Below are 21,465 nucleotides of genomic sequence, written 5' to 3' on the forward strand. Positions count from 1 at the left end.
GGGGCCGAGGGCGGTTGGGTCCAAGGTCCCTGCTCTGGGACCTTCGACCCAACCGCGTTTCCGGCGCTAGCCGGACAATTCCCGCAGGGCGACGGCGTCCGCACGGCCCACCCGCCCGTGCTCGAACGATCCGGCCCGCCGGGTGCGGGCACGAGAGGAAGCTGCCATGCGCGCAGTGGTTTTCACCGACTTCCAGACCTTTCCCTCACTCACCGAGGTCGAGCGGCCCGTCCCTGGGCCGGGCGAGGTGCTCCTCAAGGTGGCGGGCTCGGGGGCCTGCCACTCCGACGTCGCGATCTACGAGGACTTCGCCGAGGGCACTCCCGGGGCGATCGCACCGGGCTTCACCCTCGGCCACGAGGTCTCCGGCTGGATCGAGGAGACCGGACCCGGCGTCCACGGATTCACCAAGGGCGAGGCGTTCCTGGCCTACGGCCCGATCGGCTGCGGGCACTGCAAGGCCTGCTCGCGCGGCCAGGACACGTACTGCGAGAACGTGGCGTCGATGCCCTACCTCGGCATCGGGCTGGGCCGGGACGGCGGCATGGCCGAGTACGTGCTCGTCCCGGCGCGCAACCTCGTACCCCTCGGTGACGCCGACCCGGTGGACGCGGCACCGCTGAGCGACGCCGGTCTCACCCCGTACCACGCCATCAAGAACGCCCTGCCGAACCTGGCCGGCGGCGGCCGCTTCGCACTCGTGATCGGGCTCGGCGGGCTCGGGCAGGTGGCGGTGCAGATCCTCACCGCGCTGACCGGGGCGACCGTCATCGCGACCGACATGAAGGACGACGCCATGCGGCGCGCCGAGGCCAACGGTGCGGTGACCGTGCCGGGCGGGGAGAACCAGGTCGCCGCGATCCGCGAGCTCACCGGCGGCCGCGGCGTCGACGCCGCCTTCGACTTCGTCGGGGCCACGCCCACCATCAAGACCGCGCAGGCGTCGATGGCGCAGGGCGGACGGCTCACCGTCGTGGGCATCGCGAACGGCGTCACCGAGTGGTCGTTCTTCACGACCCCGTACGAGTCGACCATCAGCAACACGTACTGGGGCACCATCGCCGACCTGCACGAGGTCGTCGCGATGTACCGCGCGGGCCAGATCCGGCCCGAGGTCGAGCGGTACTCCATGGACGACGCCCTCGAGGCCTACCGCAAGCTCGAGTCCGGCCAGCTCTCGGGCCGCGCCGTCGTCGTGCCGCACGTCTGACCGGCGCACGCGAGTCGGGTGGGTGGTGGACCGCAGGGTCCACCACCCACCCGTGAACACCGCTCCTCCGTCGCACGCCGTCAGCGTTACATGTAACGTAGACCCATGGCTTCTACGAGGGAGCGGGTGAAGGCGCACCGCCGTCGCCTCCGCGAGCAGGGACTCCGGCCGGTGCAGATCTGGGTGCCGGACGTCAACGCCCCTCAGTTCGCCGAGGAGGCGCGTCGACAGTCGGCTGCGGCTGCGCGGAGCGACGCCGAACAGGATGACCAGGCATTCGTCGACGCCATCTCGTGGGAGAGCGCGGACGAGTGAGGCGAGGAGACGTCTTCACCGCTGCAGCACGAGGTCCGGACACCGGAGAGCCGAGACCGGTGGTGATCGTTCAGGACGATCACTTCGACCTGACGGCGTCGGTCACGGTCTGCCCCACGACGACCAGCGAGGTCGAGGCACCGCTCTTCCGTATCCAGGTCGAACCCTCCCTCTCGAACGGACTGACCAGGTCGAGCCGTCTCATGGTCGACAAGGTCACGACCGTTCCTCGAGCCGACCTGGGACAGCGGCTCGGGCGCCTCAGCGACGCCGACATGGTTCGGCTCGACCGTTCCCTCATCGTGTTCCTCGGGCTGGCGGGCTGAACGGACCCAGGGCGAACGGCTCGGCTGGTGCCGACCGATCGGACGACACCGACACCGACTGATGCTCCTATTGGTTGTCAAGCTGCTTGGAGCCATTGGCGGTAGGCGCGGGCGAGGTCGTCGTCGCGGCGGGTGCCGCGTTCGATGGTGGAGATGTGCATGGGCCAGACGCCGAAGTGGGCGGCGGCCTGGGTCAGGGTGATGTTCTTGGCCTGTCGGGCGGGGCGCAAGTCCGCGGTCGCGGGGGCCGTGACGACTCGGGTGAGGTACTTGAACATCTCCCGGGCGAGGGCACGTTTGAGGGTGCGGAGGATCTCTTTGCTCGAGCGGCCTCTGGCGCGTTGTCGCTGAACGTAGGCGCGGGTGGTGGGGTCGCTGGACATGCGGACCAGGGCGACGCGGTGCAGGGCGTTGTTCGCGGCGCGGTCCCCTCCCCGGGAGAGCCGGTAGCGGCGGGTCTTGCCCGAGGAAGCGGGCACCGGTGCGGTGCCGCACAGTGCGGCGAAGGAGGCCTCGTTGCTGAGCCGGTCGGGGTTCGCGCCGGCGGTGATGAGCAGCTGGGCAGCGGTGTCTGGGCCGACGCCGTGGGCGGCGAGCAGACCGGGGTTCATGGACTCCACGACGGTACGGATGTCGCGCTCGAGGTCAGCGGCCTGACTAGTGAGGAACTCGTGTCGTGCGGCGAGGTCCTTCAACGCGCGCATGATGGCCGCGCCGACTGGGTCGTAGCGGGTGGTGCGGCTTCGGGACAGTGCGGTGACCAGCTTGGTGTTGGTCATGGAACGGTACTTCTGCCGGATCGAGTCCGGTGCGGTGACCAGGACTTGGTGGATCTGGTGGATCGTCGCCGTGCGTGCCTTGACCGCGGAGCGGCGGGCCAGGTGCAGGGCGCGCAGGCCGAGGATCTTCTCGTCCTTGGGTGGCGAGGTCGCCCGGCCGGAGAGCACCGCACGGGCGGCGTGATAGGCATCGATGGGGTCGGACTTGCCCTGGCGGCGGCGGACGGTCTTGTCGGGGCGCAGCACCTCTCGGACCTCGAGCCCGCCGGCGGCACATGCCCGGGCGATCCCGGCCCCGTAGGAGCTGGTGCCCTCGATGCCGACCCGCTCGATCGCGCCGTGGCTGTTCAGGAAGTCGTACGCCGCCCGGTAGCCCGCCGGAGTGGTCGCGAACTCGGCGTCGGCGATCTCCCGCCCCAGCACGCTCACGACAGCCACATGGATGGTCTCGGCGTGGGTGTCGATGCCTCCGATGACCTCCTCGGCCCCGTCGTCACGGTCGTCATCTCCTGGTGCCGCTGTCATGCTGGAACCGCCCTTTCGCTGGAGTCGATGGGGTCGACGCCGGTCGGGACGGTCAGACAGGACACTGGTGAGGAACCGCCAAGCTCTTATCAGGTCATGACCGGCCCGGCCGGTGCCATGCCCGAGGGGCCGGACAGATCAACTGGAAGGCAACCCAGCAGGGCGCCAGTCAGTAGGCGGGTCACGACCCCTCGGAACACGCTTCCTATCATCAGTGTCGGTGGGGGCACCTACCATGGCGCGCATGACCGAGGAGGCGACGGCGGAGCTCGGCCCGGACCCCTGGGCCGCCTACCTCGCGGGTCCGGAGTCCATCCCGACCTACCTGACCTCGCGCCACGCGGCGCAGTACCGCACCGTCGTCGACGTCCTCCTCGCCACGCAGGACTCCTCGCTCACCGGCATGAGCTTCGACGAGGCACGCTCCGCCGTCGTCGCGCACCTGACCGCGGTCCTCGACAGCGAGACGGCGCGGCGACTCACCGACGAGGAGGTGTTCCCGCTCGAGGCCCGTCTCGAGCAGCTCGCGGACTGGGGGGTGCTGACCCGGTGGCAGGAGCCGGCCCGCAGCGGTGAGGACTTCCTGCGCCGGCGCGACCGGTACCAGCTGACCCCGCGGGCGGCGGCGCTGCACCACTTCTGGCGGACGCTCGGCGACGACGTCGAGCCCGAGGCCGACATCGCCCTGGCCCCACGGGCGATACGCGAGCGCGCGGAGGCGTTCGAGGTCGCCGTGCTGGCCGCGGACTACACCTCGGCCGCCAACGAGTTCGCCCAGATCAAGGTCCAGCGCGAGTCGATGGCCCGGGCCGCCCGCTCCTGGCAGCGGACCCTGGCCCACGCCCTGGCCGGACGTCCCGAGGAGCACAAGCAGGACCTGCTCTGGCAGACCCTATCCGCCTACATCGCGATGTGGGGCGAGCAGGTCGACGTCCACTCCCCCGCGATCTCGGCGTCGCTGGACCGCCTGGACGCCCGGCTGGACACGGGCGTCTGGCGGGCGTGCGTGCGGGCCTCCATGGGTGAGGGCGCCCCGGAGTCGGCGGTCGACGCCTCGGTCGAGCGGTGGCGCGAGGCCTGGGTGGTGCTGCGCCGCTGGTTCGACGGCCCCGACTCCCAGGCGCGGAGCCTGCGCCGGCAGCTGCGCGACCTCGTCTCCCCGTGGGCGCGCAACATGGGCATCCTCATGGGGTCGGCGGGGACCGTGTCCCGGCGCGGCGACCTCCTCGCGCTCGCGACCGCGATCGAACGTGCCGAGGACGAGGACGTCGCCTGGCAGCTGTGGGACGTCGCGACCGGGTTGTTCGCCTCGCGGCACCTGCTCGTCGCCGCCCCCTCGGCCGAGGATCAGCGACTCTCCTGGGCCGAGGCTCCGCCGGCGCCGATCGCCACGCGGTTCCGGGAGCAGGGTGCCCGCGCCGTGGCCGGTCGGGTCTCCCGGGCCCCGAGCTTCGCCGAGGGGCGCCGGCTCTCCCGGCTGGCGCGCCAGCAGCGCGAGGCCGGACGCGAGGAGGCCATCGCCCGCCTGCGGGCCCGGTCCGGCACCCGGGTGGGGACCTGGCCCCAGATCGACCGCGAGGAGCTCACGGTGCTGCTGGACCTGTTCGCGACCGTGACGCGCCTGAGCCGTCACGGCGACGGCCACGACCGCACCGCCGTCACCGAGGACGGCCGCTGGCGGGTGCGCCTGACCGAGCCGGAGCCCGGCGCGGTGGTGGTCCTCGACTCCCCCGACGGTGCGCTCGCCCTGCGGGACTGGCACTTCGAGATGACGCCGGCATGACGCAGTCGGCTCGCGAGCTCCAGACCGCCTTCACCTCGCTGCTGGCCACGCCCGCGCTCTCCCGGGCCGGCAGCCCTGAGACCTTCCACCTCGTGCGCCGCCACCAGAACCGCCTCGGCGAGTGGTTCGACACCCGCCTGGGCTACCGGCTCGTGCTCTCGGCCACCACGGCCCGGCTGGTCCGGCTCGCCTCGCCCGCGGGCGTCGTCTCGCCCGGGCCCTTCGAACCCGTTCCCCGGCGGGCCCTCGTCCTGGCGCTGCTGGCGGCTGCGGTCGCGGAGGACGCCGACGAGATCACCTCCACGCAGGAGCTCTCCGACCGGGTCAGCGTGCTCTCGGCACGCGAGGAGGTCGGCGTGGAGGCGTACGACCCCGACCGGTTCGCCGAGCGTCGCACGTTCGTCCAGGGGCTCGGGATGCTGCTCCGGGCGGGGGCGCTCGTTCCGCTGGCCCGACGCGACGAGGACGCCCGCGAGGGCTGGGCCCACCAGCGCGACCAGGTGGGCGGGGCGTACCAGGTCCAGCGCGAGATGCTCCTGCGACTGGTCCATCCCGCGAACCTCACCGCCGCGCTCGGCGCCGACCCGCACGGCCCGCGCCCGGACGGACCCGGCGGGCACGGGCCCGCCGACGCCGCCGAGCACCCCGCCCGGTTCGGCGTCATGCGCCGGATCGTGGAGCTGCCGGTCTGCCTCGTGGCCGACCTCGCACCCCGTGAGCAGGAGTACCTGGCGGGCCAGCGCCCGCGGATCGCCCAGTGGTGCGAGGAGATGACGGGCTGGACCCTCGAGCACCGCCGGGAGGGGGTCGCGCTCGTCCCGGACCACGAGGGCGGGACGGACCTGCCGTTCCCGCGTCCCCGAGCCCGCGACTTCGCGGCCCTCATGGTGCTCGGCGAGCTGGTGCGGGCGGCGCCGCCCGCCGGGTCTGCCGCGCCGGTCGTGTCCCGGGAGGTCCTGCTCGACGCCGCCGACCGGGTGCGGACCACCTACCCCCGGGCCATGACGAAGGATCTGGCCGGGCGCGACGCCGTCGCCGACCGGTCGGTCGAGCTGTTGGTCGCCCTCGACCTGCTCCGGCCCGGCCCGGTCCCCGGCTCGTGGCACCTCATGCCGGCCGCGGCGCGTTTCCGCGACCCGGCGGTCTCCGTCGGCGGACCCCAGCACGACGAGGCGCAGCCCCGGCCCGAGAACCAGAGCGCCCTGTTCGACACGGAGGTTTTCTCATGATGGACCCGGGACGGTGGCTCGCCGCGCAGGCCACCGGCGCACTGCCCCTGCCCACGCGGCAGCGCTGGCAACCGCTGCGGGTGGGCATCGTCAACATGTGGGAGTACGACCGGGCCGAGTTCTGGAGCGCCGACGGACGGCTGATCCTGCGCGGCGCCAACGGCTCCGGCAAGACGAAGGTCCTCGAGCTGACCACGCTGATGCTCCTGCGGGGGGAGATCGCCCCGGCCGTGCTCGACCCCTTCGGCAGCCGGAACCGCACCATGGGGTACAACCTGCTCGCGTCCGGGCAGGGCGACGACCCGCGACCGGCCGTCGACGCCGCCACGGGCTACTCGTGGGTGGAGTTCGGCCGGCTCGACGACGACGGCGACCCGCAGTTCGTCGTCGCCGGGGTCGGGGCTGCGGCCCGGCGTGCCGCGGGCAACCCCGCGATCACGTCCTGGCGCTTCGTCACCCACCTGCGACCGGGCCGCGACCTCGAGCTCGTGCAGGACCGGCGGGTCCTGCCTGAGAAGGAGCTGCGCGCCCTGCCCGGGATGACGGTGTTCTCCAGCGCCGCCGCCTACCGCGATCGTCTCTCCGCCGAGCTCTTCGGCCTGTCCGCCGGCGCCTACGACAACCTCACGAACCTCCTGCGGGAGCTCCGGGTCCCCAAGCTCGGCGAGCGGCTGAACCCGGCCACCCTGGCCGCCACGCTGCGGGACGCCCTGCCGCCGCTCGCGTCCCACGAGGTCAGCCAGCTCGCAGACGGCTGGGACGGGCTGGAGTCGCTGCGCGAGCGGATGGCCCAGACCGAACGCGCCGCCCGCGCCGTCGCCCGCTACGTCGCCGACAGCTGGCGGCCCTGGGCCCGCGCCGTCGTCGAGCAGCGCGCCGGCGAGATGGCGGTCGCCACCTCGCGCCTGGACCGCACCACCCGGGACCGGCGCCAGGCGCAGGAGTCGCTCACGGCGAGCGAGGCGCTCGTGCAGACCACCCGGGTCGACGAGGAGGAGGCCGGTGCCGAGCTGCAGCGCCAGCGCGCCGCCCTGGCCGAGCTCATGGAGTCCGAGGCGTACCGCGACGCCCAGCAGGCCGAGCACCGCGTCACGAGCCTGCGGGACGAGACACGACGGCTCACCGCGCAGGCCGAGGACGCTGCCACCCGGCTGGCCGCCGCGGAGCGGGACCGCACGGACGTCGTGGCCCGGCATGCCGGCGCCACGGACCGGCTGACCGAGTCGGTCGCCGCACGGGAGCGCGCCGCGGAGCTGCTGCACGGCACCGGGGGCCCGGCCGGGGTCGTCGTCGCGCTGCCCGAGGACGCCCTCCCCGCCGCGCTGCACGCCCTGCGCGCCACGGTCCAGCGACGCTCCGAACGCCTCCGCCACCTGCGCACCCTCAGCGCGGAGCACCAGCGCGCGGCGCGGACGGCGGAGGGCTCCGGGACCGAGCTGAGCACCCGCGAGGCCGACCTCGCCGGCGCCCAGCACGACGCCGACGGACGTGCCGACGCCCTCGACGGCGCCGTGACCAGCCTGCAGAGCGCCCTCGTGGCGTGGGCGGGGCAGCTTCGTGAGCTCGACGGCGCTGCCTGGCTCCCCCGCTGGGAGGACGCCGTCGCCCAGCTCGACGTGCCCGACTCCGACCCGCCCGTCCTGCGCGAGCTCGTCGACGAGGCCACCACCGCCCCGCGTCGGCTGCTCACCGCCGAGCTCGGCCGGCTCACTGCCGTGAGGTCCGAGATCGACAAGCGCCTGGACCGCACGGTCGAGGATCTCCGGCGCGAGCGGTCCACCACCGAGCAGAGCGTCCCGGAGCCGGTGGGCTGGCGCCGCCGCGAGCGTCCCGCGCCCGGCCCGCACGGTGCGCCGTTCTGGCGCTGCGTCGAGCCCGTCGGTCTCGACGACGACGCGGCCGCGACCCTCGAGGCGGCCCTGGCAGCGGCCGGCGTCCTCGACGCCTGGGTGAGCGAGAGCGGGTCCCTGCTCAGCGCACCCGACGGCACGGCCGTGGCCGAGGTCGTCCTGCGCCCCGGCGGGCCGCCCGTGGAAGGCCCGACCCTCACCGCGGTCCTCGCTCCCGCCGAGGGCTGCCCCCTGCCCGGCGAGACGATCCTCGCGCTGCTGTCCACCATCGGGTGGGGCCGCCCGCCCGTGCCGGCGGAGGCGTGGTTCGCCCCGGACGGCACCTGGTCCCTCGGGCCGCTCACGGGGCGGGCGGCACCGCTGCAGCCGGCGTCCTACCTCGGCGCCACCGCGCGGGAGGCGGCGCGCCGGCGGCGGATCGCCCTCCTCGAGTCCCAGGAGCGGGACCTGCGCGCCGACGTCGTCGAGGCGACCCGCGCGGTGCACGGCGTGCAGGACCGCCTGACCCGCCTCGACAGCGAGGCCCGCACCGTGCCCGCGGACCACGGCGCCCGGGCAGCCCGGACCGCCCTCGCGTCGGCCCTGCGCGCCGTCGCCGACGCCGAGCAGCGAGCGGCGGCGACCCGGCGCCGTCACGAGGAGAACCTCGGGGCGGTGAGCCAGGCCCGCGCCGCCCTGACCCGGTACGCCTCCGAGCACGGGTTCTCCCCCGACGACGTCCCGGCGCAGGAGGAGGCGCTCCGGGCGTTCTCCGCGGCGCTGGAGCGACTCGGGCACGCCGTCGCGATCGAGGACGAGCGCCGCCGTGCGGCGGCGGACGCCCACGACGCGCTCGACGTGGCCACCGCCCGCGTGGCCGTGGAGCGCGAGAGCCGGGCGCGGCGGGTCGCCGAGCTCGAGGAGTGCCGCACGCGGCTGCACACCCTCGAACGGATGATGCGCAAGGACCACGCCGAGGTGCTCGCGGAGCGGCAGCGCATCGACGACCACGTCCGTGAGCTCGAGACCTCCGTCCGCGAGCTCGGCCGGACGCTGCTGGCCGCCACCGTCGAGGCGGAGAAGGCCCGCGGCGTCCTGGACCGCCACGAGGAGGCCTACGTCGAGGCGGAGGGCCGACGGGACCGCGCGATGGCGGCGTGGTGGGTGGCGGCCGACGCCGGCCTGCTGTCGGCGCTGGAGATCGACGCCCCCGAGCGGCACACCGTCGAGGCCGCCCGCGTCTCCGCCCGCGCGGCCCGCGGCTCGCTGTCGGTCTCGGCCGAGGACCTCGCGGCCGCCGTCGACCGGGCCTGGCGGGCGTGCTTCGCCGCGACCTCCCGCCTGGGCGAGGAGCTCGCCACCGAGCGGGACGCCCGGCACCGCCAGGACGCCGACGCCGTCCTGCGGGGCTTCGAGATCCTCGCCGACCCCGACGCCGGCTGGCAGCGGCCGGACCTGGCGGAGCAGTCGTTGACCGAACAGCTCCACCGCCAGCGCGCACACTTCGACGAGGAGCAGCACCGGGTCCTGGCGACGCTGCTGGGCTCGACGTTCATCGAGCACCTCAAGGAGCGCCTGGACTACACCCAGCGGACGTTCACCCGCATCAACGACCGGCTCGCCGAGCACCCGACGCGCCAGGGACAGTCGGTCCGGCTGCGGTGGGAGCCGGACTCCCAGGACCCCGAGGCCGGCCAGGTCATCCACGCCCTCAGCCGCGGGTTCGACCAGCTCACCGCCGAACGCCAGGAGCAGGTCCGCCAGTTCCTCGCCCGGCGGATCGAGGACGCGCGGGACAACGCCGAGGCCGACGGGCAGGACTGGCGCGAGAGTCTCCACCACGCCCTGGACTACCGCACCTGGCTGCGGATCACGCTGCAGTACCGGGCCGGCCGGGAGAGCGCCTGGGTGCCCTTCGACGCCGCGACGCACGGGTCGAAGTCCGGCGGTGAGAAGGTGGTCCTGCTGTCGCAGCCGCTGTTCGCGGCCGCCGTGGTCGCCTACGACTCGGCCCTGCCCACCGCTCCGCGCTGGGTGTGGCTGGACGAGGCGATGACCGGTGTCGACGCCGAGCTCAAGGCGTCCTTCCTGGGCCTGACGGTCGACTTCGACCTCGACCTCATGCTCACCGCGCACGACGAGTGGGGCACCTACCCGTCCGTGCCGGCGGTGGCCATCTACGACCTCGCCCGGGAGAAGGGGTTCCCCGGCGTCGACTCCGTGGTCTACCTGTGGGCGGGCGGCCGGCGGGTGAGGGTGGCGGACGTGGCCGCAGGACCGGCCACATCCGCGGCGGCGGTGGACGTCGAGTCCGAGCTCGACCTCGAGGGTGCACGTGGTTGACGCCGTTCCGCCCGGTCTCCGGGCCTGGGCGCAGACCGCCGGGGGCACCAAGGTCGTCGACGCCCTGCGCGAGCGCGGCCGGCGAGGAGCGTCACTCGAGCGCGGGAAGGTCACCGCGGACCTGACCGAGGCCGAGCGGTCCGACGTCGGGCGGCTCCTGGGCACCCCCTGGACGCTGGGCACCGCCCCGGTCCGGGTGGAGCACCTGGCCAGGGCGGTCGCGGAGCACGGGCTCGACGTCCCGGCGTTCCTCGAGGGGCTGGACGGCGCACCGGTCGTGCCGCGCAGCGCCGAGCGGGCCGCGGCCCGCGCCGGACGGGTCGAGGAGACGGACCGCGCCGTGCGGACACTGGTCGAGGCCGGCGTCGACGCCGAGGCCGCGGCGGCCTGGGCCGCCCACCCGGTCACGCCCGCCGGTGGCGACGGCACGCTGGTCCACCTGGCCGGTCAGGTCGCGCGCGCCTGGGGCCACCTCCCGCACGGCGGTCGGCCCGTCCGGCTCGCCGAGCTCGCCACGCTCGTCACCGGCGCGGACGCCCACGCGCTCGACCGGGACACCGCGGCGGGACGCGCGACGGTCCTGCTCGTCGCCCTCGTGCACGGTGAGGACTACCCGGCGGGACCGTCGTCGTGGCGGCAGCGGTGGGCCCGGGCGGACGTGTGGTGCGACACCATCTCCTCCACGGCGCTGGTGCTCAACCTGCCGCTGCGCGGGACCGCGCCCGCCGTCGCGGTCGCGACGGCGACGCCCGGGGAACCGGTGTGGCTGACCCTGCGGTCACTCGCGGGCAGCTGGGCCGTCGCGGCGCCCGCCTCGCGCGGATCGGTGTTCGTCTGCGAGAACCCCACCGTGGTCGAGGCGGCCGCGGACCGCCTCGGTCCGGCCTGTCCGCCGCTGATCTGCACCGACGGCGTGCCGACACAGACCGTGATCGACCTCGTCGCCACCGTGGCGGGTGCCGGGTACACGGTCCGGGCCCGGGCGGACTTCGACGGCAGAGGTGCCGACATCGTCCGGCTGCTCACCACCGTCGCACCCGCGCTCGAGCCGTGGCGGTTCACGCGGGGTGACTACGCCGCCGCGGGCGGTGTCCTCACCGACCCGACCTCGGCGCCGGACGCCGTGCTGGTCCGGGGTGACATCACGAACGCCATCCACGAGGAGGCGCTGCTCACCGACCTGATCGACGATCTGCGCGACGCCGCAGACGTCCTTGTCGGCGACCCGCACCTGCGGACGAGTCGTAGGCCATGAGGGGCCCGGGTCCTCGGACCCGGGCCCCATGTCGCACCTTCCGAGCCTCATGCCATGGCGAGGTGCGGCGCCTCCAGCCGCTCCTTGGCGCCGGCGAGCATCTGCTCGAGGAACTCCTCGTGCGATGCCGCCATCATGGTGACGAACCGCTTGCCGACCACCGGCACGCCCAGGTGCCACCGGCCCTGCCCGCTCAGGCGGGTCCCGCCGTCGACGGGCTCGAGGGTGAAGGTCCACATCGGGCTCTCCGGCCCGAAGGTCACCTTCGCCACGACGCGCTCGGGACGGACGGCCTCGACGATCTCGAGGCCCCCTTCCATGTGAGCGCCGAGCCAGTGGGTGTAGATGCGGGCCGAGGTGCCCACACCGTCGGGCGTGCGCCGGACCGACCTCATGGCGACGTCGGGCGCCCCGGTCCAGAACGTCCCGATGTCCAGGACGTCCTCGTACACCCTCTCGACCGGTGCGTCGATGAGGACCGACCGCGTGAGGACGCCGGGTGCGACGTCCTCGGCCGGCTCGACCTCCTCGGCGGGGATGCCCTCGATCGCGGCCTTGACGTTGGCGAGGAAGGTGAGGAACTCGCTCACCGACCGCCTCGCGGTGAGGCTCTCCATCGGCGCACCGACGATGGGGGTGTCGTAGCTCCACTCGACGACGATGGTCACAGCCGTGGCGCCGTCGTGCGGGGCGAACGTGAAGGTGAACCGCGGTCCGAAGGACGACTTCACGACGAGCCGCTCGTTCGGGACCATCTCGAGCAGGTCGACGTGCCCCTGCATGTGCATCGGGCCCAACACCTTGATGAAGAACTCGGCACGACTGCCCACGCCGTGCGGGGTGTCCGTCATCTGGCCTGCGCGGACGTCCGGCCAGCAGTCCCACAGCTTCCCGAGGTCCTTCGCGAACGCGAAGACCTCCTCGACCGGGGCGTTGATCATGGTTGTGTGCTCGACCCTTGCCACCGTCCTCATCTCCTCTGGACGGTCGGGACAGCCCGCCAGCAGCTCCCCCGTTGGCGACCGAGACCGCCCCTGCTTGGAGTTTATGACCGCCGGCTCAGGGAACAACGGGCGTAGGTCCCGGACGGCCGCCGGCGCCGGGTGCCAGCCCTGTGCACCGAGCCACGACCGCCTGCGCATGCCCTTGCAGATATATATCGGTCGGCGCGATCGTCGACGCGCTCGGCGTCGGCCAGCCGCAGGTGTCCCGGCACCTGCGGGTCCTGGCCGACGCGGGGGTCGTCGGCGTGACGAAGCGTGCAGCGCCGCATCTACCGGCTGCTCCCCGGACCGGTACAGGACCTCGAGGAGTGGGTCGCCGGCCTCACGGCCACCTGGCCCGACCGGATGGACCGTCTCGGCACCCTCCTCGACGACAAGGACGGAGCAGCATGACTGGCCCACGGGACCGCGCGGTCGGGGCCGCTGGCACACTGGACGCTGACCATCCCGTCGGCCGACACCGCGAGGACCCCGTGCCGAAGAAGCGCAAGAACCGCAAGACGCGGACCCACCAGACGCAGCCCCCGGTGCGGCGGCCGCACCGGAGAGACCGTCCGGACCCCACCGGCTCCATCGGCGGCAACATCATCGAGGCCGCGCGCTCCCAGGGGTTCGACGTCACCGGCCCCGCCGGTGTCGCCGCGGCCATGGAGTGGTTCAACTCGCTGAGCTACGAGGAGCGCTTCGCCGTCACCGAGACGGGTCGGCTCCCGGACGACGCCGCCCCCGGCACCCCACAGGCTCCGGGTGAAGCCGGTGCCGCGTTCGGGCTCGGCCCGGGCGGCCGGCCACGGCTCTCGGTCGTCCCGGACCTGGGCGTGAGCTGGTCCGACGACGACGCCTGGCCCGACGAGGACGACGAGGACTGGCCGGACGAGGACGACGACGTCGAGCTCGCCGACATCTGGCCGCCGTTCCTGGGCGACCCGGTCGACCCCGATGCCGTCCCGGCACCGACCTCCCTCGCCGAGCAGGCCGCCGCGGTCTCGGGAACCACGCTGGTGCGCCGCGCCGACGCCCTGCTGGCCTGGCTCGGCGACGGCCGGCGTGTGACGAGCACCGGTGCGCTGCGCCAGGCCGACACCGCGGAGGTCATCGGGCTGCTCGGGCTCGACGACCCGCACGTGCGCTCGATGTGGGACGTCCCCGAGCTCGCGCTGCTCTGGACCGCCCTGGTCGCCGGTGGCTTCATCGACCTCAGCCGGACCACCGTCTCACCCGCAGCGAAAGCCCTGCCGTGGGTAGGCCCGAACGGCGACGCCGAGGCGCGAGTCAACTGCGGCAACGTCCTGTTCGGCTCGGCGCTGCTGACCTTCCTCGCGGAGCAGGAGGACGGGACCACGGTGGCCGCGATGCCCCCGCTGACCTTCCTGGCCCTGACCAAGGCGGCTCAGCCCGGTGGCGTCCACCTCGCCGCCCCCACACACCCGTCCGCCGACCTCATGGCGGTGATGGTCCACGCTGACCTTGCTGCACTCGCGACGGCCGGCGTGCTCAGCGTTGCGGACGACCGCTACGAGCTCCCGGCGCACCTACTCCCGGTTCTCGACGTGGTCATGCAGCAGGTGGTCGATCAGCTCGGCCTGACCTGAGCCGCGTGGGGCAGTCGGATCACAGGCCCAGGAGCCGCCGGAGCGCAAGCTCCGCGCGCGCGAGTGTCACCACGTCCACCGCACCCATCCTTCGGAGCAGGCGCTGGGGCGAGATGGCCCGGACGTCCTCGCACTTGACATAGCTTGTCTGGCGCAGACCGGAGGCTCCCGGTTCAACCTCGACATGAGTGACCGACGGCCGGTGGGTTCGGGTCATAGGCAGGACCGTGACGACTGGCGGTGCCGAGTCGAGCCAAGGCTGAGCGCTGATGATCACAACCGGCCGACGCATCGACTGCTCGTGCCCCACTGGCTCACCGAGATCAGCGAGGTGGATCTCGCCGCGAATCACCAGTCATCCTCCCTGAGGGCGTCGTCGACCGGATCACGAAGGTTGTCAGCGGCCGCCGGATCGTGGAGGCGGGCGCGGCGCTCCTCGTCGGTCAGCGCGGCGTTCTCCGACCGAACCCGCGTCCAGAACTCGCCTTCCTCGGAGGCATCCAAGGCGGTCTCGATGGCTGCAGCGAGCGTCGAGTGCTGCTGCCTCGCGCGGACGGCCAGCCGGTCACGCAACGCACGCGGCACCTTGATGGTCGTGGAGTCATTCATACCCACTGGTATACCGCCACGGACACCAAGCGGCAATGCCTCACCGGACCATGGGGAAGGGAACGGCAGAGGGGACCGGATGCCCTCCGGTCCCCTCTGGCTGTGAGCTACGGGCGCTTGGCGTACCCGCCCGCGTGCGGCGGCGGGCCGGGCTGACCGGCGAACGCCGGCCGGGCCCGCTCCCCCGGCGTGCGCGGGCGGCTCACCGGCCCCTGGCTCGCCCGCACCACCGCGCGAGATCGTCACCGTCTCCACGGCTGAGAGGGCCTCGGCGCCGTAGGGGTCGGTGACCACCACGTTCCAGCCGTGCTCCCCCGCCGGGAGGTCGGCCCACCCGGCCGTGACCGTCTCCCCCGACGGGACGCCCTCGAACTCGGCGATCTCGACGCCGGTGAGCACCTCGACCACGAGCGCGTCGGTGGCCAGCACCTTCTCCCGCGGGGTGATGCCGACCGCGGCGTAGGGGATGGTGAAGTCCTGGTGCTCGGCCGCGAGCGAGGCGTCGTCGGCGTCGTAGTCGTCCAGCGACGGCGAGTACGTGCGGGCGACCGGCCGCACCCGCGCCGCCCTCGGCCCACATCCTGAGATCCGGGCGAACCGGACGAGAACAGACCGGTCTGTCGGTGGGAGCGTCGAGCCATCACCGGACCGACACCGCCCAGGAAGGCCCGACATGACCACCTCCCCCTCGCTCGAGGACGTCCTCGAGGACGTCCTGCCCGACATCGCCGACAGGGCCGGGGCCATCGACCGCTCGGACGCCGACCCCATCGACGACCTGCGGGTCCTCGCCCACCGGCTCGACCTGTTCGACCCGAGCGCGACGTCGGTGGCCACCGCGGTGCGGGTCATCGAGTCGGTGGCCCGCGCGTCCCTCACCGTGGGGTTCGTGGCCTGGGCGCAGCGGATGGCGGCGGAGTACCTCGCCCTCGCCCCGGCCTCACCCCGCACGGCCACCCGGCTCGCCGACGTCGTCGCGGTGCGCCGCCGCGGGGTGACGGCCATGGCCGCCGGCCAGCGCCAGGCGGTCGGGCTCGAGAAGGCCCCGGTCACCGCCACCCCCGACGGTGCGGGCGGGTACCGCCTCAGCGGCACGGTGGCCTGGGCGTCGAACGTCGCCGCGGACAGCGTCGTCGTCCTGGCCGCGAACCTGCCCGGCGGCGGCACCCGCGTCCTCGCCGTCGACGCCGCCGACCTCACCGTGCGCGCGGCGCCGGACCTGCTGGGCCTGAACGCCACGGCGTCCGGCTCCCTCCTCATCGACGACGTCGCCGTCCCCGCGGACGCCGTCGTCAGCACCGACCTCCAGGCCTTCGCCGCCACGGTGCGGCCCCGGTTCCTGCTCCTGCAGACCGCGTTCTGCAGCGGCGTCACCGGCGCGGCGCTCGACGCCGCAATCCCCCAGCTCGCCGGCACCGGCGCCGTCTACGCGGGCGACCACGAGGACCTCGCCGCCCGCTACGACGACCTCCGGGACCGCCTGCACGGCTATGCCGCCGACTCCACGCCCGGCACGGTCGCGGTGCGCGACCTCATCGCCCTGCGCCTGGAGAGCACGACGCTCGCCACCGCCAGCACTCGCCTGGGCCTGGCCCTGGACGGCGGGCGCGGCTACGCCACCGCCTCGGCCACCAACCGGCGATTCCGAGAGGCGTCCTTCCTGCCGGTGCAGTCCCCCTCCGAGGCCCAGCTGCGCTGGGAGCTCGCCCGGGCCGAGGCGGTGGCGCGATGAGCGCCCCCGTGACCCCGCCCGTGACGGTCGCGCCCGCCGTCCGCATCGACGGGGCCCGCCGGACCCTGCCCGACGGCCGCCCCCTGTTCGCCGACCTCGACCTGGAGGTGCGGGAGGGCGCGTTCTTCGTCCTGCTCGGCCCGTCCGGCTCGGGCAAGTCCACGCTGCTGCGCGTCCTCGCCGGGCTCGACCAGCTCGACGACGGCACGGTCGACCTCGCCGCCGTCAGCGAGGCCGACGGCGCCGGCCGGGTCCGCCCGAGCGTCGCCATGGTGTTCCAGGACCCGCTGCTCTACCCCTGGCTCACGGTGCGGGAGAACGTGGCCCTCGGCTCGCGGTTCCGGTCCACCCGCGAGCGCCACGGCCACTCCGACCTGCAGGAGATGCTGGAGCACTTCCGCCTGGACCACCTCGCCGACGCCTACCCCGACGAGCTCTCCGGCGGGCAGGCCCAGCGGGTCGCCGTCATGCGCGCGGTGGGGGTCCGGCCCCGCCTGCTCCTCCTCGACGAGCCCTTCAGCGCCCTCGACCCCGCCACCCGGGCCGACCTGCAGCAGTGGCTCGCCGGTGTGGTGGCCGAGCTCGGCACGACGACGATCCTCGTCACCCACGACGTCGACGAGGCGATCACGCTCGGCGGCCGCATCGGGCTGCTCAGCGGCTCCGGCGTCGTCGACCGCGTGTGGACGGACGTGGACCGCGCCCGCGAGGGCAGCGCCCGGACCGCGCTGCGCACCGAGATCCTCAGCGAGTACCGCCGATGAGCCTGACCCGCCGGGGACTGCTGCGCGCCGGGTCCGGCCTCCTGGTGGCGGGCGCCGCCGCCGGGGGTCTGACCGGTCTGGCCAACCTCGGCATCACCGCCGCCACCGGGGCCCCGGCCACCTCCGGGCGGGACCGGCCGCTGCGGATCGGCTACCTCCCCATCACCGACGCCTCGCCCCTGCTCGTGGCGCACGGCCACGGGCTCTACGCCGAGCACGACCTCGACGTCGCCCAGCCGGTCCTCTTCCGCAGCTGGGCGGGTCTGGCCGAGGCCTTCCTCACCCGTCAGGTGGACGTGGTGCACATGCTCATGCCGATGGCGCTGCAGCTGCGCGCGACCGTCGACCCCGGCGCGCGGGTGCTGGCCTGGAACCACACCTCCGGGTCGGCCCTGACCGTGGCCCCGCAGGTCACCGACCTCGCCCAGCTCGCCGGGCAGCAGGTGGCCATCCCCGGCTGGTGGTCGATCCACAACATCGTCCTGCAGCGGATGCTGCGCGGCGCAGGCCTCGAGCCGGTGATCCGGCGCGGCGCGTCGGCCCGGGCCGGGACGGTCGAGCTCATCGTCATGTCGCCGTCGGACATGGTGCCCGCGCTGGCCGGGGGGTCGATCGCGGGATACACCGTCGCGGACCCGTTCAACGCCGCCGCCGAGGCGCGCGGGATCGGGCGGATCCACCGGTTCCTCGGCGACGTCTGGAAGGACCACGCGTGCTGCGTGCTCCTCACCCACGACGAGCTCATCGACGCCCGACCCGGCGCGGTCCAGTCCCTCACCGACTCCGTCCTCGCCGGGCAGCGGGCGATCGTGGCCGACCGGGCCGGGGCCGCCGCCACCCTGACGGAGATGTCGTACCTGCCCCAGCCGGGGCCGGTGGTGGCCCGGGCGCTCAACCAGCCCGCCGGCGCCCACGCCGTCGTCCACCCGGCGTGGGACCCGCACCTCATCGGGTTCGCGCCGTTCCCGTTCCCGAGCTTCACCGAGGCCCTGGTGGAGACCATGCACGCCACCGTCGTCGACGGCGACCGGACGTTCCTCGACCGCCTCGACCCCGCCGCGGTCCACGGGGCCCTGGTGGACGACCGGTTCGTCCGCACCGCCCTCGAGCGCACCGGCGGCGCCGCCGCCTGGGGCCTGCCCGCCGACCTCACCCGTACCGAGGAGATCGCCGTATGAGCGCCCAGATCCCGACCGCGCCGCCCTCTGGCGCGCCGACCCGCAGCGCCCCTCCCGACGCCCGCACCGACGTGCTCCGCGCGCGGAGCCGCGGGGCCCGGTCCGGCCGCCTGGGCGCCACGCTCGCCGGGTTCGCCACGCTGATGGTGCTGTGGTGGGCGCTGACCCACCCGGCGGTGGTGGACGACCCGATCCTGCGGGCGGTCGCCCCGCAGCACGCCCTGCCCGCGGTGGCCGGGCTGTTCGCCCGCGGCGTCCTCGTCCCGGACGCCCTCGCCTCGCTCTACCGGCTCCTCAGCGGTCTCCTCGTGGCCGCCGTGGTCGGGATCCCGGTGGGTCTGCTCGTGGGGCTCAACCGCCGGCTCGAGCAGGCCACGCACTCGCCGTTCCAGTTCCTGCGGATGATCTCGCCGCTGTCCTGGACGCCGCTCGCCGTCGCCGTCTTCGGTATCGGGCACGAGCCCGTGGTCTTCCTCGTGGCCGCGGCGGCCGTGTGGCCGATCGTCATGAACACCGTGGCCGGGGTGCGCGCCATGGATCCCGGGCACGTGCTGGTGGCCCGCTCGATGGGTGCGACGCACCGCGAGATCCTGCTCGCCGTCGTCCTGCCCTCGATCCGGCCCGCCCTGCTCACCGGGTTCCGGGTGGCCCTCGGGACGGCGTGGATCGTCCTGGTCCCGGCGGAGATGCTCGGAGTCCGGTCAGGCCTGGGCTACCAGGTCCTCAACGCGCGCGACCAGCTCGCCTACGACCAGGTGATGGCCGTCATCGTCGTCATCGGGGCGCTCGGCTTCCTCCTCGACACCCTCTCGAGGCGCCTGCTCGAGCGGCGCCGGGCCGCGCCGGCCGCGCGGGCGACACGGGCCCCCGCCGGGGCCGCCGTAGGCTGACCCCGACGATCGGGAGGGCGAGATGGCGCAGACGGCGACGACCGGGACGACGGTGGCCGAGGTGATGGCCGAGCTGGCCGCACTCGAGGACCCCAAGGTCCGCGCGGTGAACGTTCGGCACGGCGACGACCACGGCGTGAACCTGACGAAGCTTCGCGCGGTCGCCAAGCGGCTCAAGACCCAGCACGAGCTGGCCCGTGAGCTGTGGTCGACCGGTGACACCGCCGCGCGGCTGCTGGCCATCCTCGTCTGCCGCCCGAAGGCGTTCGAGCGGGACGAGCTCGACGCCATGCTGCGTGACGCGCGGACCCCGAAGGTGCACGACTGGCTCGTCGGCTACGTCGTCAAGAAGTCCCCGCACGCCGAGGCGCTGCGCGTGGCGTGGTTCGCCGACCCGGTGGTCGCGAGCGCCGGCTGGGCGCTGACCACCGACCGCGTGGCGCGCAGCCCCGAGGGCCTGGACCTGCCCGGGCTCCTCGACGTCATCGAGGCGCAGATGAAGGATGCTCCTGACCGCCTGCAGTGGGCGATGAACCACTGCCTGGCCCAGATCGGCATCGAGCACACCGAGCACCGCGCCCGGGCGCTGGAGATCGGCGAGCGACTCGAGGTCCTCAAGGACTACCCGACCCCGCCTGGCTGCACCTCCCCGTTCGCGCCGGCCTGGATCACCGAGATGGTGAGCCGGCAGCGCACCTCGTAGCGGACGCAGGCTCAGCGGGCGAGCATCGCCGCGGCGAGGTCGCGGGCGGTGCGGAGCGGCTCGCCGTCGCGGGCGAGCTTCGACCCGGCCAGTGCGCCGTCGTAGAGGACCCGCAGCCGGCGGGCGAGCTCCTCGGCGTCGTCACGGCCGTCCTGGCGCAGGAGGTCGGCGATGGTGGTGAAGAACCAGTCACGGTGGGCCGTGATCGCGGCGCGGACGGCGCGCTCGCCCGCCGTCGTCGCCTCCGGATAGTCCGACGCGACGCCGAGGTAGAGACAGCCGCGGTGGTGCGGCTCCTGGCCGGCCAGGGCGAGGTCGAAGAAGGTCAGCACCTTCGCCGTGGGGTCCGCCTCGTCGGCGACGGCGCCCGCCCACCGGTCGCGGTCCCGCTCGTCGAGCGAGCGGACGTAGGCCGCCACGAGCTCGTCCTTGGAGCCGAACGTCGTGTACAGGCTCGCCTTCGCCACGCCCGCCTCGCGCAGGATGCGGTCGATGCCGACGGCGTGGACGCCCCGCTCGGCGAACAGCTCGGTCGCGGTCGCGAGCAGCCGGTCCCGAGGGCGGAGCCGCTCGGCGTGCGCCCGCCCGGTGGTCAGAGTCACGCGACCACCTTATCGATCGGGTTCGTGGGCCTCCCCACGGATCGGTCCAGCCCGTGGACATCGCAAGCTCGACTAGACCGACCTGTCTGTTCATCGGTTAGCCTGGCAGCAGCCCGTCCACGGGGCAGACCACGTTGCCCGCGGGCAGACATCGACATGGAAGGAACCCGCATGGCTCTCTACCTGTACGAGACGGTCCCGAACGAGGCGCACCGCGAGGACCCGGCCGCCGTCGTCGCCGGCATCGGTGAGCTCCTCACTGCCGCGGGGGCCGAGGTCATCGAGTCCCAGGTGACCCGCGGGGCCACCCAGATCTTCACCGTGGCCGAGGTCGCGGACGACGCCGCCGCGCCCGCCCTCGACCCTGCCGCCCTGGACGCCGTCTCGGTCTCCCCACCGGCGAAAGTGCGGATCGTCGGGGCGGACCTCGCCGACATCAAGGCCGCCCGCCCCGCCGCCGGCTACCTCGTCGAGTGGGACATCCCCGCCGAGATCGACATGGACAGCTACCTCACGCGCAAGAAGGCCAACGCCCCGCGCTACGCCGACGTCCCCGAGGTGAGCTTCCTGCGCACCTACGTGCGGGAGGACACCCTCAAGTGCCTGTGCTTCTACGACGCCCCCGACGAGGAGGCGGTCGTGCGCGCCCGCACCGCCGTCAGCACCCCGATCAGCCGGCTCCACGAGCTCGTCTGAACCGGACCACATCGTCCGGTCGGCGGAGCACGACACCAGCGACCTTGGACCTGTCGTCCGGCGGGTTCCGGGGTTAGGGTGGACGGACAAGACCGCAACTC

20 protein-coding genes and 1 pseudogene are annotated in these 21,465 nt (G+C 73.9%); 16 read left to right on the plus strand and 5 right to left on the minus strand.

What is annotated here, in order from left to right:
- Positions 1-166 precede the first annotated feature (166 nt).
- The 3 genes from EDD32_RS18015 to EDD32_RS18025 all read left to right on the plus strand — a co-directional run bounded on the left by EDD32_RS18015 (position 167) and on the right by EDD32_RS18025 (position 1,851).
- Positions 167-1,210 (plus strand): NAD(P)-dependent alcohol dehydrogenase, encoded by a 1,044-nt coding sequence (locus EDD32_RS18015; protein WP_123919749.1) that lies wholly within the window; start codon positions 167-169, stop codon positions 1,208-1,210.
- A 105-nt stretch (positions 1,211-1,315) separates the two neighbouring features.
- Positions 1,316-1,525: an antitoxin MazE family protein gene (locus tag EDD32_RS18020; protein ID WP_123919751.1), complete on the plus strand. Its 210-nt coding sequence runs from the start codon at positions 1,316-1,318 to the stop codon at positions 1,523-1,525.
- Entirely contained in the window at positions 1,522-1,851 is a 330-nt protein-coding gene (locus EDD32_RS18025; protein ID WP_123919752.1) for a type II toxin-antitoxin system PemK/MazF family toxin, read from the plus strand. Before EDD32_RS18020 ends, EDD32_RS18025 begins: the two co-directional genes overlap by 4 nt.
- A 77-nt stretch (positions 1,852-1,928) precedes the next feature.
- Here the strand turns inward: EDD32_RS18025 and EDD32_RS18030 are convergent, their stop codons facing one another.
- On the minus strand, positions 1,929-3,155 hold the full coding sequence (locus EDD32_RS18030) for an IS110 family RNA-guided transposase (protein WP_123919052.1): 1,227 nt from the start codon (positions 3,153-3,155) through the stop codon (positions 1,929-1,931).
- A 244-nt stretch (positions 3,156-3,399) separates the two neighbouring features.
- Between EDD32_RS18030 and EDD32_RS18035 the strand changes: the two genes are divergently transcribed.
- Genes EDD32_RS18035 through EDD32_RS18050 form a run of 4 tightly spaced genes read left to right on the plus strand, consistent with a single transcriptional unit; the run spans position 3,400 to position 11,594 of the window.
- Positions 3,400-4,938 carry a DUF2397 domain-containing protein gene (locus tag EDD32_RS18035; RefSeq protein ID WP_123919754.1) on the plus strand — a complete coding sequence of 513 codons (1,539 nt, stop codon included), beginning with the start codon at positions 3,400-3,402 and terminating at the stop codon, positions 4,936-4,938.
- Positions 4,935-6,167 (plus strand): TIGR02678 family protein, encoded by a 1,233-nt coding sequence (locus tag EDD32_RS18040; protein ID WP_123919756.1) that lies wholly within the window; start codon positions 4,935-4,937, stop codon positions 6,165-6,167. The genes EDD32_RS18035 and EDD32_RS18040 overlap by 4 nt, the downstream gene beginning before the upstream one ends.
- Entirely contained in the window at positions 6,164-10,339 is a 4,176-nt protein-coding gene (locus EDD32_RS18045) for a TIGR02680 family protein (RefSeq protein ID WP_123919758.1), read from the plus strand. Before EDD32_RS18040 ends, EDD32_RS18045 begins: the two co-directional genes overlap by 4 nt.
- On the plus strand, positions 10,332-11,594 hold the full coding sequence (locus EDD32_RS18050) for a DUF2399 domain-containing protein (RefSeq protein WP_170175350.1): 1,263 nt from the start codon (positions 10,332-10,334) through the stop codon (positions 11,592-11,594). Before EDD32_RS18045 ends, EDD32_RS18050 begins: the two co-directional genes overlap by 8 nt.
- 47 nt (positions 11,595-11,641) lie before the next feature.
- On the opposite strand, the gene EDD32_RS18055 is transcribed toward EDD32_RS18050, so the two are convergent.
- The gene (locus EDD32_RS18055) at positions 11,642-12,736 is read right to left on the minus strand and encodes an SRPBCC family protein (RefSeq protein ID WP_123919762.1); all 1,095 of its coding nucleotides are present in this window, start codon (positions 12,734-12,736) and stop codon (positions 11,642-11,644) included.
- On the opposite strand from EDD32_RS18055, the pseudogene EDD32_RS20065 reads away from it, so the two are divergent.
- The 3 genes and pseudogenes from EDD32_RS20065 to EDD32_RS18065 form a co-directional block, all read left to right on the plus strand.
- Positions 12,709-12,801, plus strand: a pseudogene (locus tag EDD32_RS20065) (hypothetical protein); the annotation flags it as partial. The gene EDD32_RS18055 and the pseudogene EDD32_RS20065 overlap by 28 nt on opposite strands.
- A gap of 52 nt (positions 12,802-12,853) precedes the next feature.
- On the plus strand, positions 12,854-12,991 hold the full coding sequence (locus tag EDD32_RS19695; RefSeq protein WP_246006214.1) for a hypothetical protein: 138 nt from the start codon (positions 12,854-12,856) through the stop codon (positions 12,989-12,991).
- Positions 12,992-13,071: 80 nt separating this feature from the next.
- Entirely contained in the window at positions 13,072-14,190 is a 1,119-nt protein-coding gene (locus tag EDD32_RS18065) for a hypothetical protein (RefSeq protein WP_123919764.1), read from the plus strand.
- Between the two features lie 19 nt (positions 14,191-14,209).
- Here the strand turns inward: EDD32_RS18065 and EDD32_RS18070 are convergent, their stop codons facing one another.
- Together EDD32_RS18070 and EDD32_RS19275 are read right to left on the minus strand one after the other, a co-directional pair.
- Positions 14,210-14,542 (minus strand): type II toxin-antitoxin system PemK/MazF family toxin, encoded by a 333-nt coding sequence (locus tag EDD32_RS18070; protein WP_123919766.1) that lies wholly within the window; start codon positions 14,540-14,542, stop codon positions 14,210-14,212.
- The gene (locus tag EDD32_RS19275) at positions 14,539-15,480 is read right to left on the minus strand and encodes a hypothetical protein (protein WP_211338887.1); all 942 of its coding nucleotides are present in this window, start codon (positions 15,478-15,480) and stop codon (positions 14,539-14,541) included. Before EDD32_RS19275 ends, EDD32_RS18070 begins: the two co-directional genes overlap by 4 nt.
- On the opposite strand from EDD32_RS19275, the gene EDD32_RS18080 reads away from it, so the two are divergent.
- From EDD32_RS18080 to EDD32_RS18100, 5 genes are read left to right on the plus strand one after another with little or no spacing between them, the layout of a single operon-like run.
- Positions 15,473-16,531 carry an acyl-CoA dehydrogenase family protein gene (locus tag EDD32_RS18080; RefSeq protein WP_123919768.1) on the plus strand — a complete coding sequence of 353 codons (1,059 nt, stop codon included), beginning with the start codon at positions 15,473-15,475 and terminating at the stop codon, positions 16,529-16,531. The two genes, EDD32_RS19275 and EDD32_RS18080, sit on opposite strands and share 8 nt — an antisense overlap.
- Positions 16,528-17,295: an ABC transporter ATP-binding protein gene (locus EDD32_RS18085; protein ID WP_123919770.1), complete on the plus strand. Its 768-nt coding sequence runs from the start codon at positions 16,528-16,530 to the stop codon at positions 17,293-17,295. Before EDD32_RS18080 ends, EDD32_RS18085 begins: the two co-directional genes overlap by 4 nt.
- Entirely contained in the window at positions 17,292-18,473 is a 1,182-nt protein-coding gene (locus tag EDD32_RS18090) for an ABC transporter substrate-binding protein (RefSeq protein WP_123919772.1), read from the plus strand. Before EDD32_RS18085 ends, EDD32_RS18090 begins: the two co-directional genes overlap by 4 nt.
- On the plus strand, positions 18,470-19,363 hold the full coding sequence (locus tag EDD32_RS18095; protein ID WP_246006215.1) for an ABC transporter permease: 894 nt from the start codon (positions 18,470-18,472) through the stop codon (positions 19,361-19,363). Before EDD32_RS18090 ends, EDD32_RS18095 begins: the two co-directional genes overlap by 4 nt.
- Before the next feature lie 22 nt (positions 19,364-19,385).
- Positions 19,386-20,066: a DNA alkylation repair protein gene (locus EDD32_RS18100; protein ID WP_123919774.1), complete on the plus strand. Its 681-nt coding sequence runs from the start codon at positions 19,386-19,388 to the stop codon at positions 20,064-20,066.
- Positions 20,067-20,077: 11 nt separating this feature from the next.
- On the opposite strand, the gene EDD32_RS18105 is transcribed toward EDD32_RS18100, so the two are convergent.
- Positions 20,078-20,668, minus strand: a complete 591-nt coding sequence (locus EDD32_RS18105) for a TetR/AcrR family transcriptional regulator (protein ID WP_123919776.1) — start codon at positions 20,666-20,668, stop codon at positions 20,078-20,080.
- Between the two features lie 171 nt (positions 20,669-20,839).
- Between EDD32_RS18105 and EDD32_RS18110 the strand changes: the two genes are divergently transcribed.
- Entirely contained in the window at positions 20,840-21,364 is a 525-nt protein-coding gene (locus tag EDD32_RS18110; RefSeq protein ID WP_123919778.1) for a DUF4242 domain-containing protein, read from the plus strand.
- The last annotated feature ends 101 nt before the right edge of the window (positions 21,365-21,465 follow it).

Origin of the sequence: Georgenia muralis (assembly GCF_003814705.1) — a bacterium.
GTDB lineage: Bacteria > Actinomycetota > Actinomycetes > Actinomycetales > Actinomycetaceae > Georgenia > Georgenia muralis.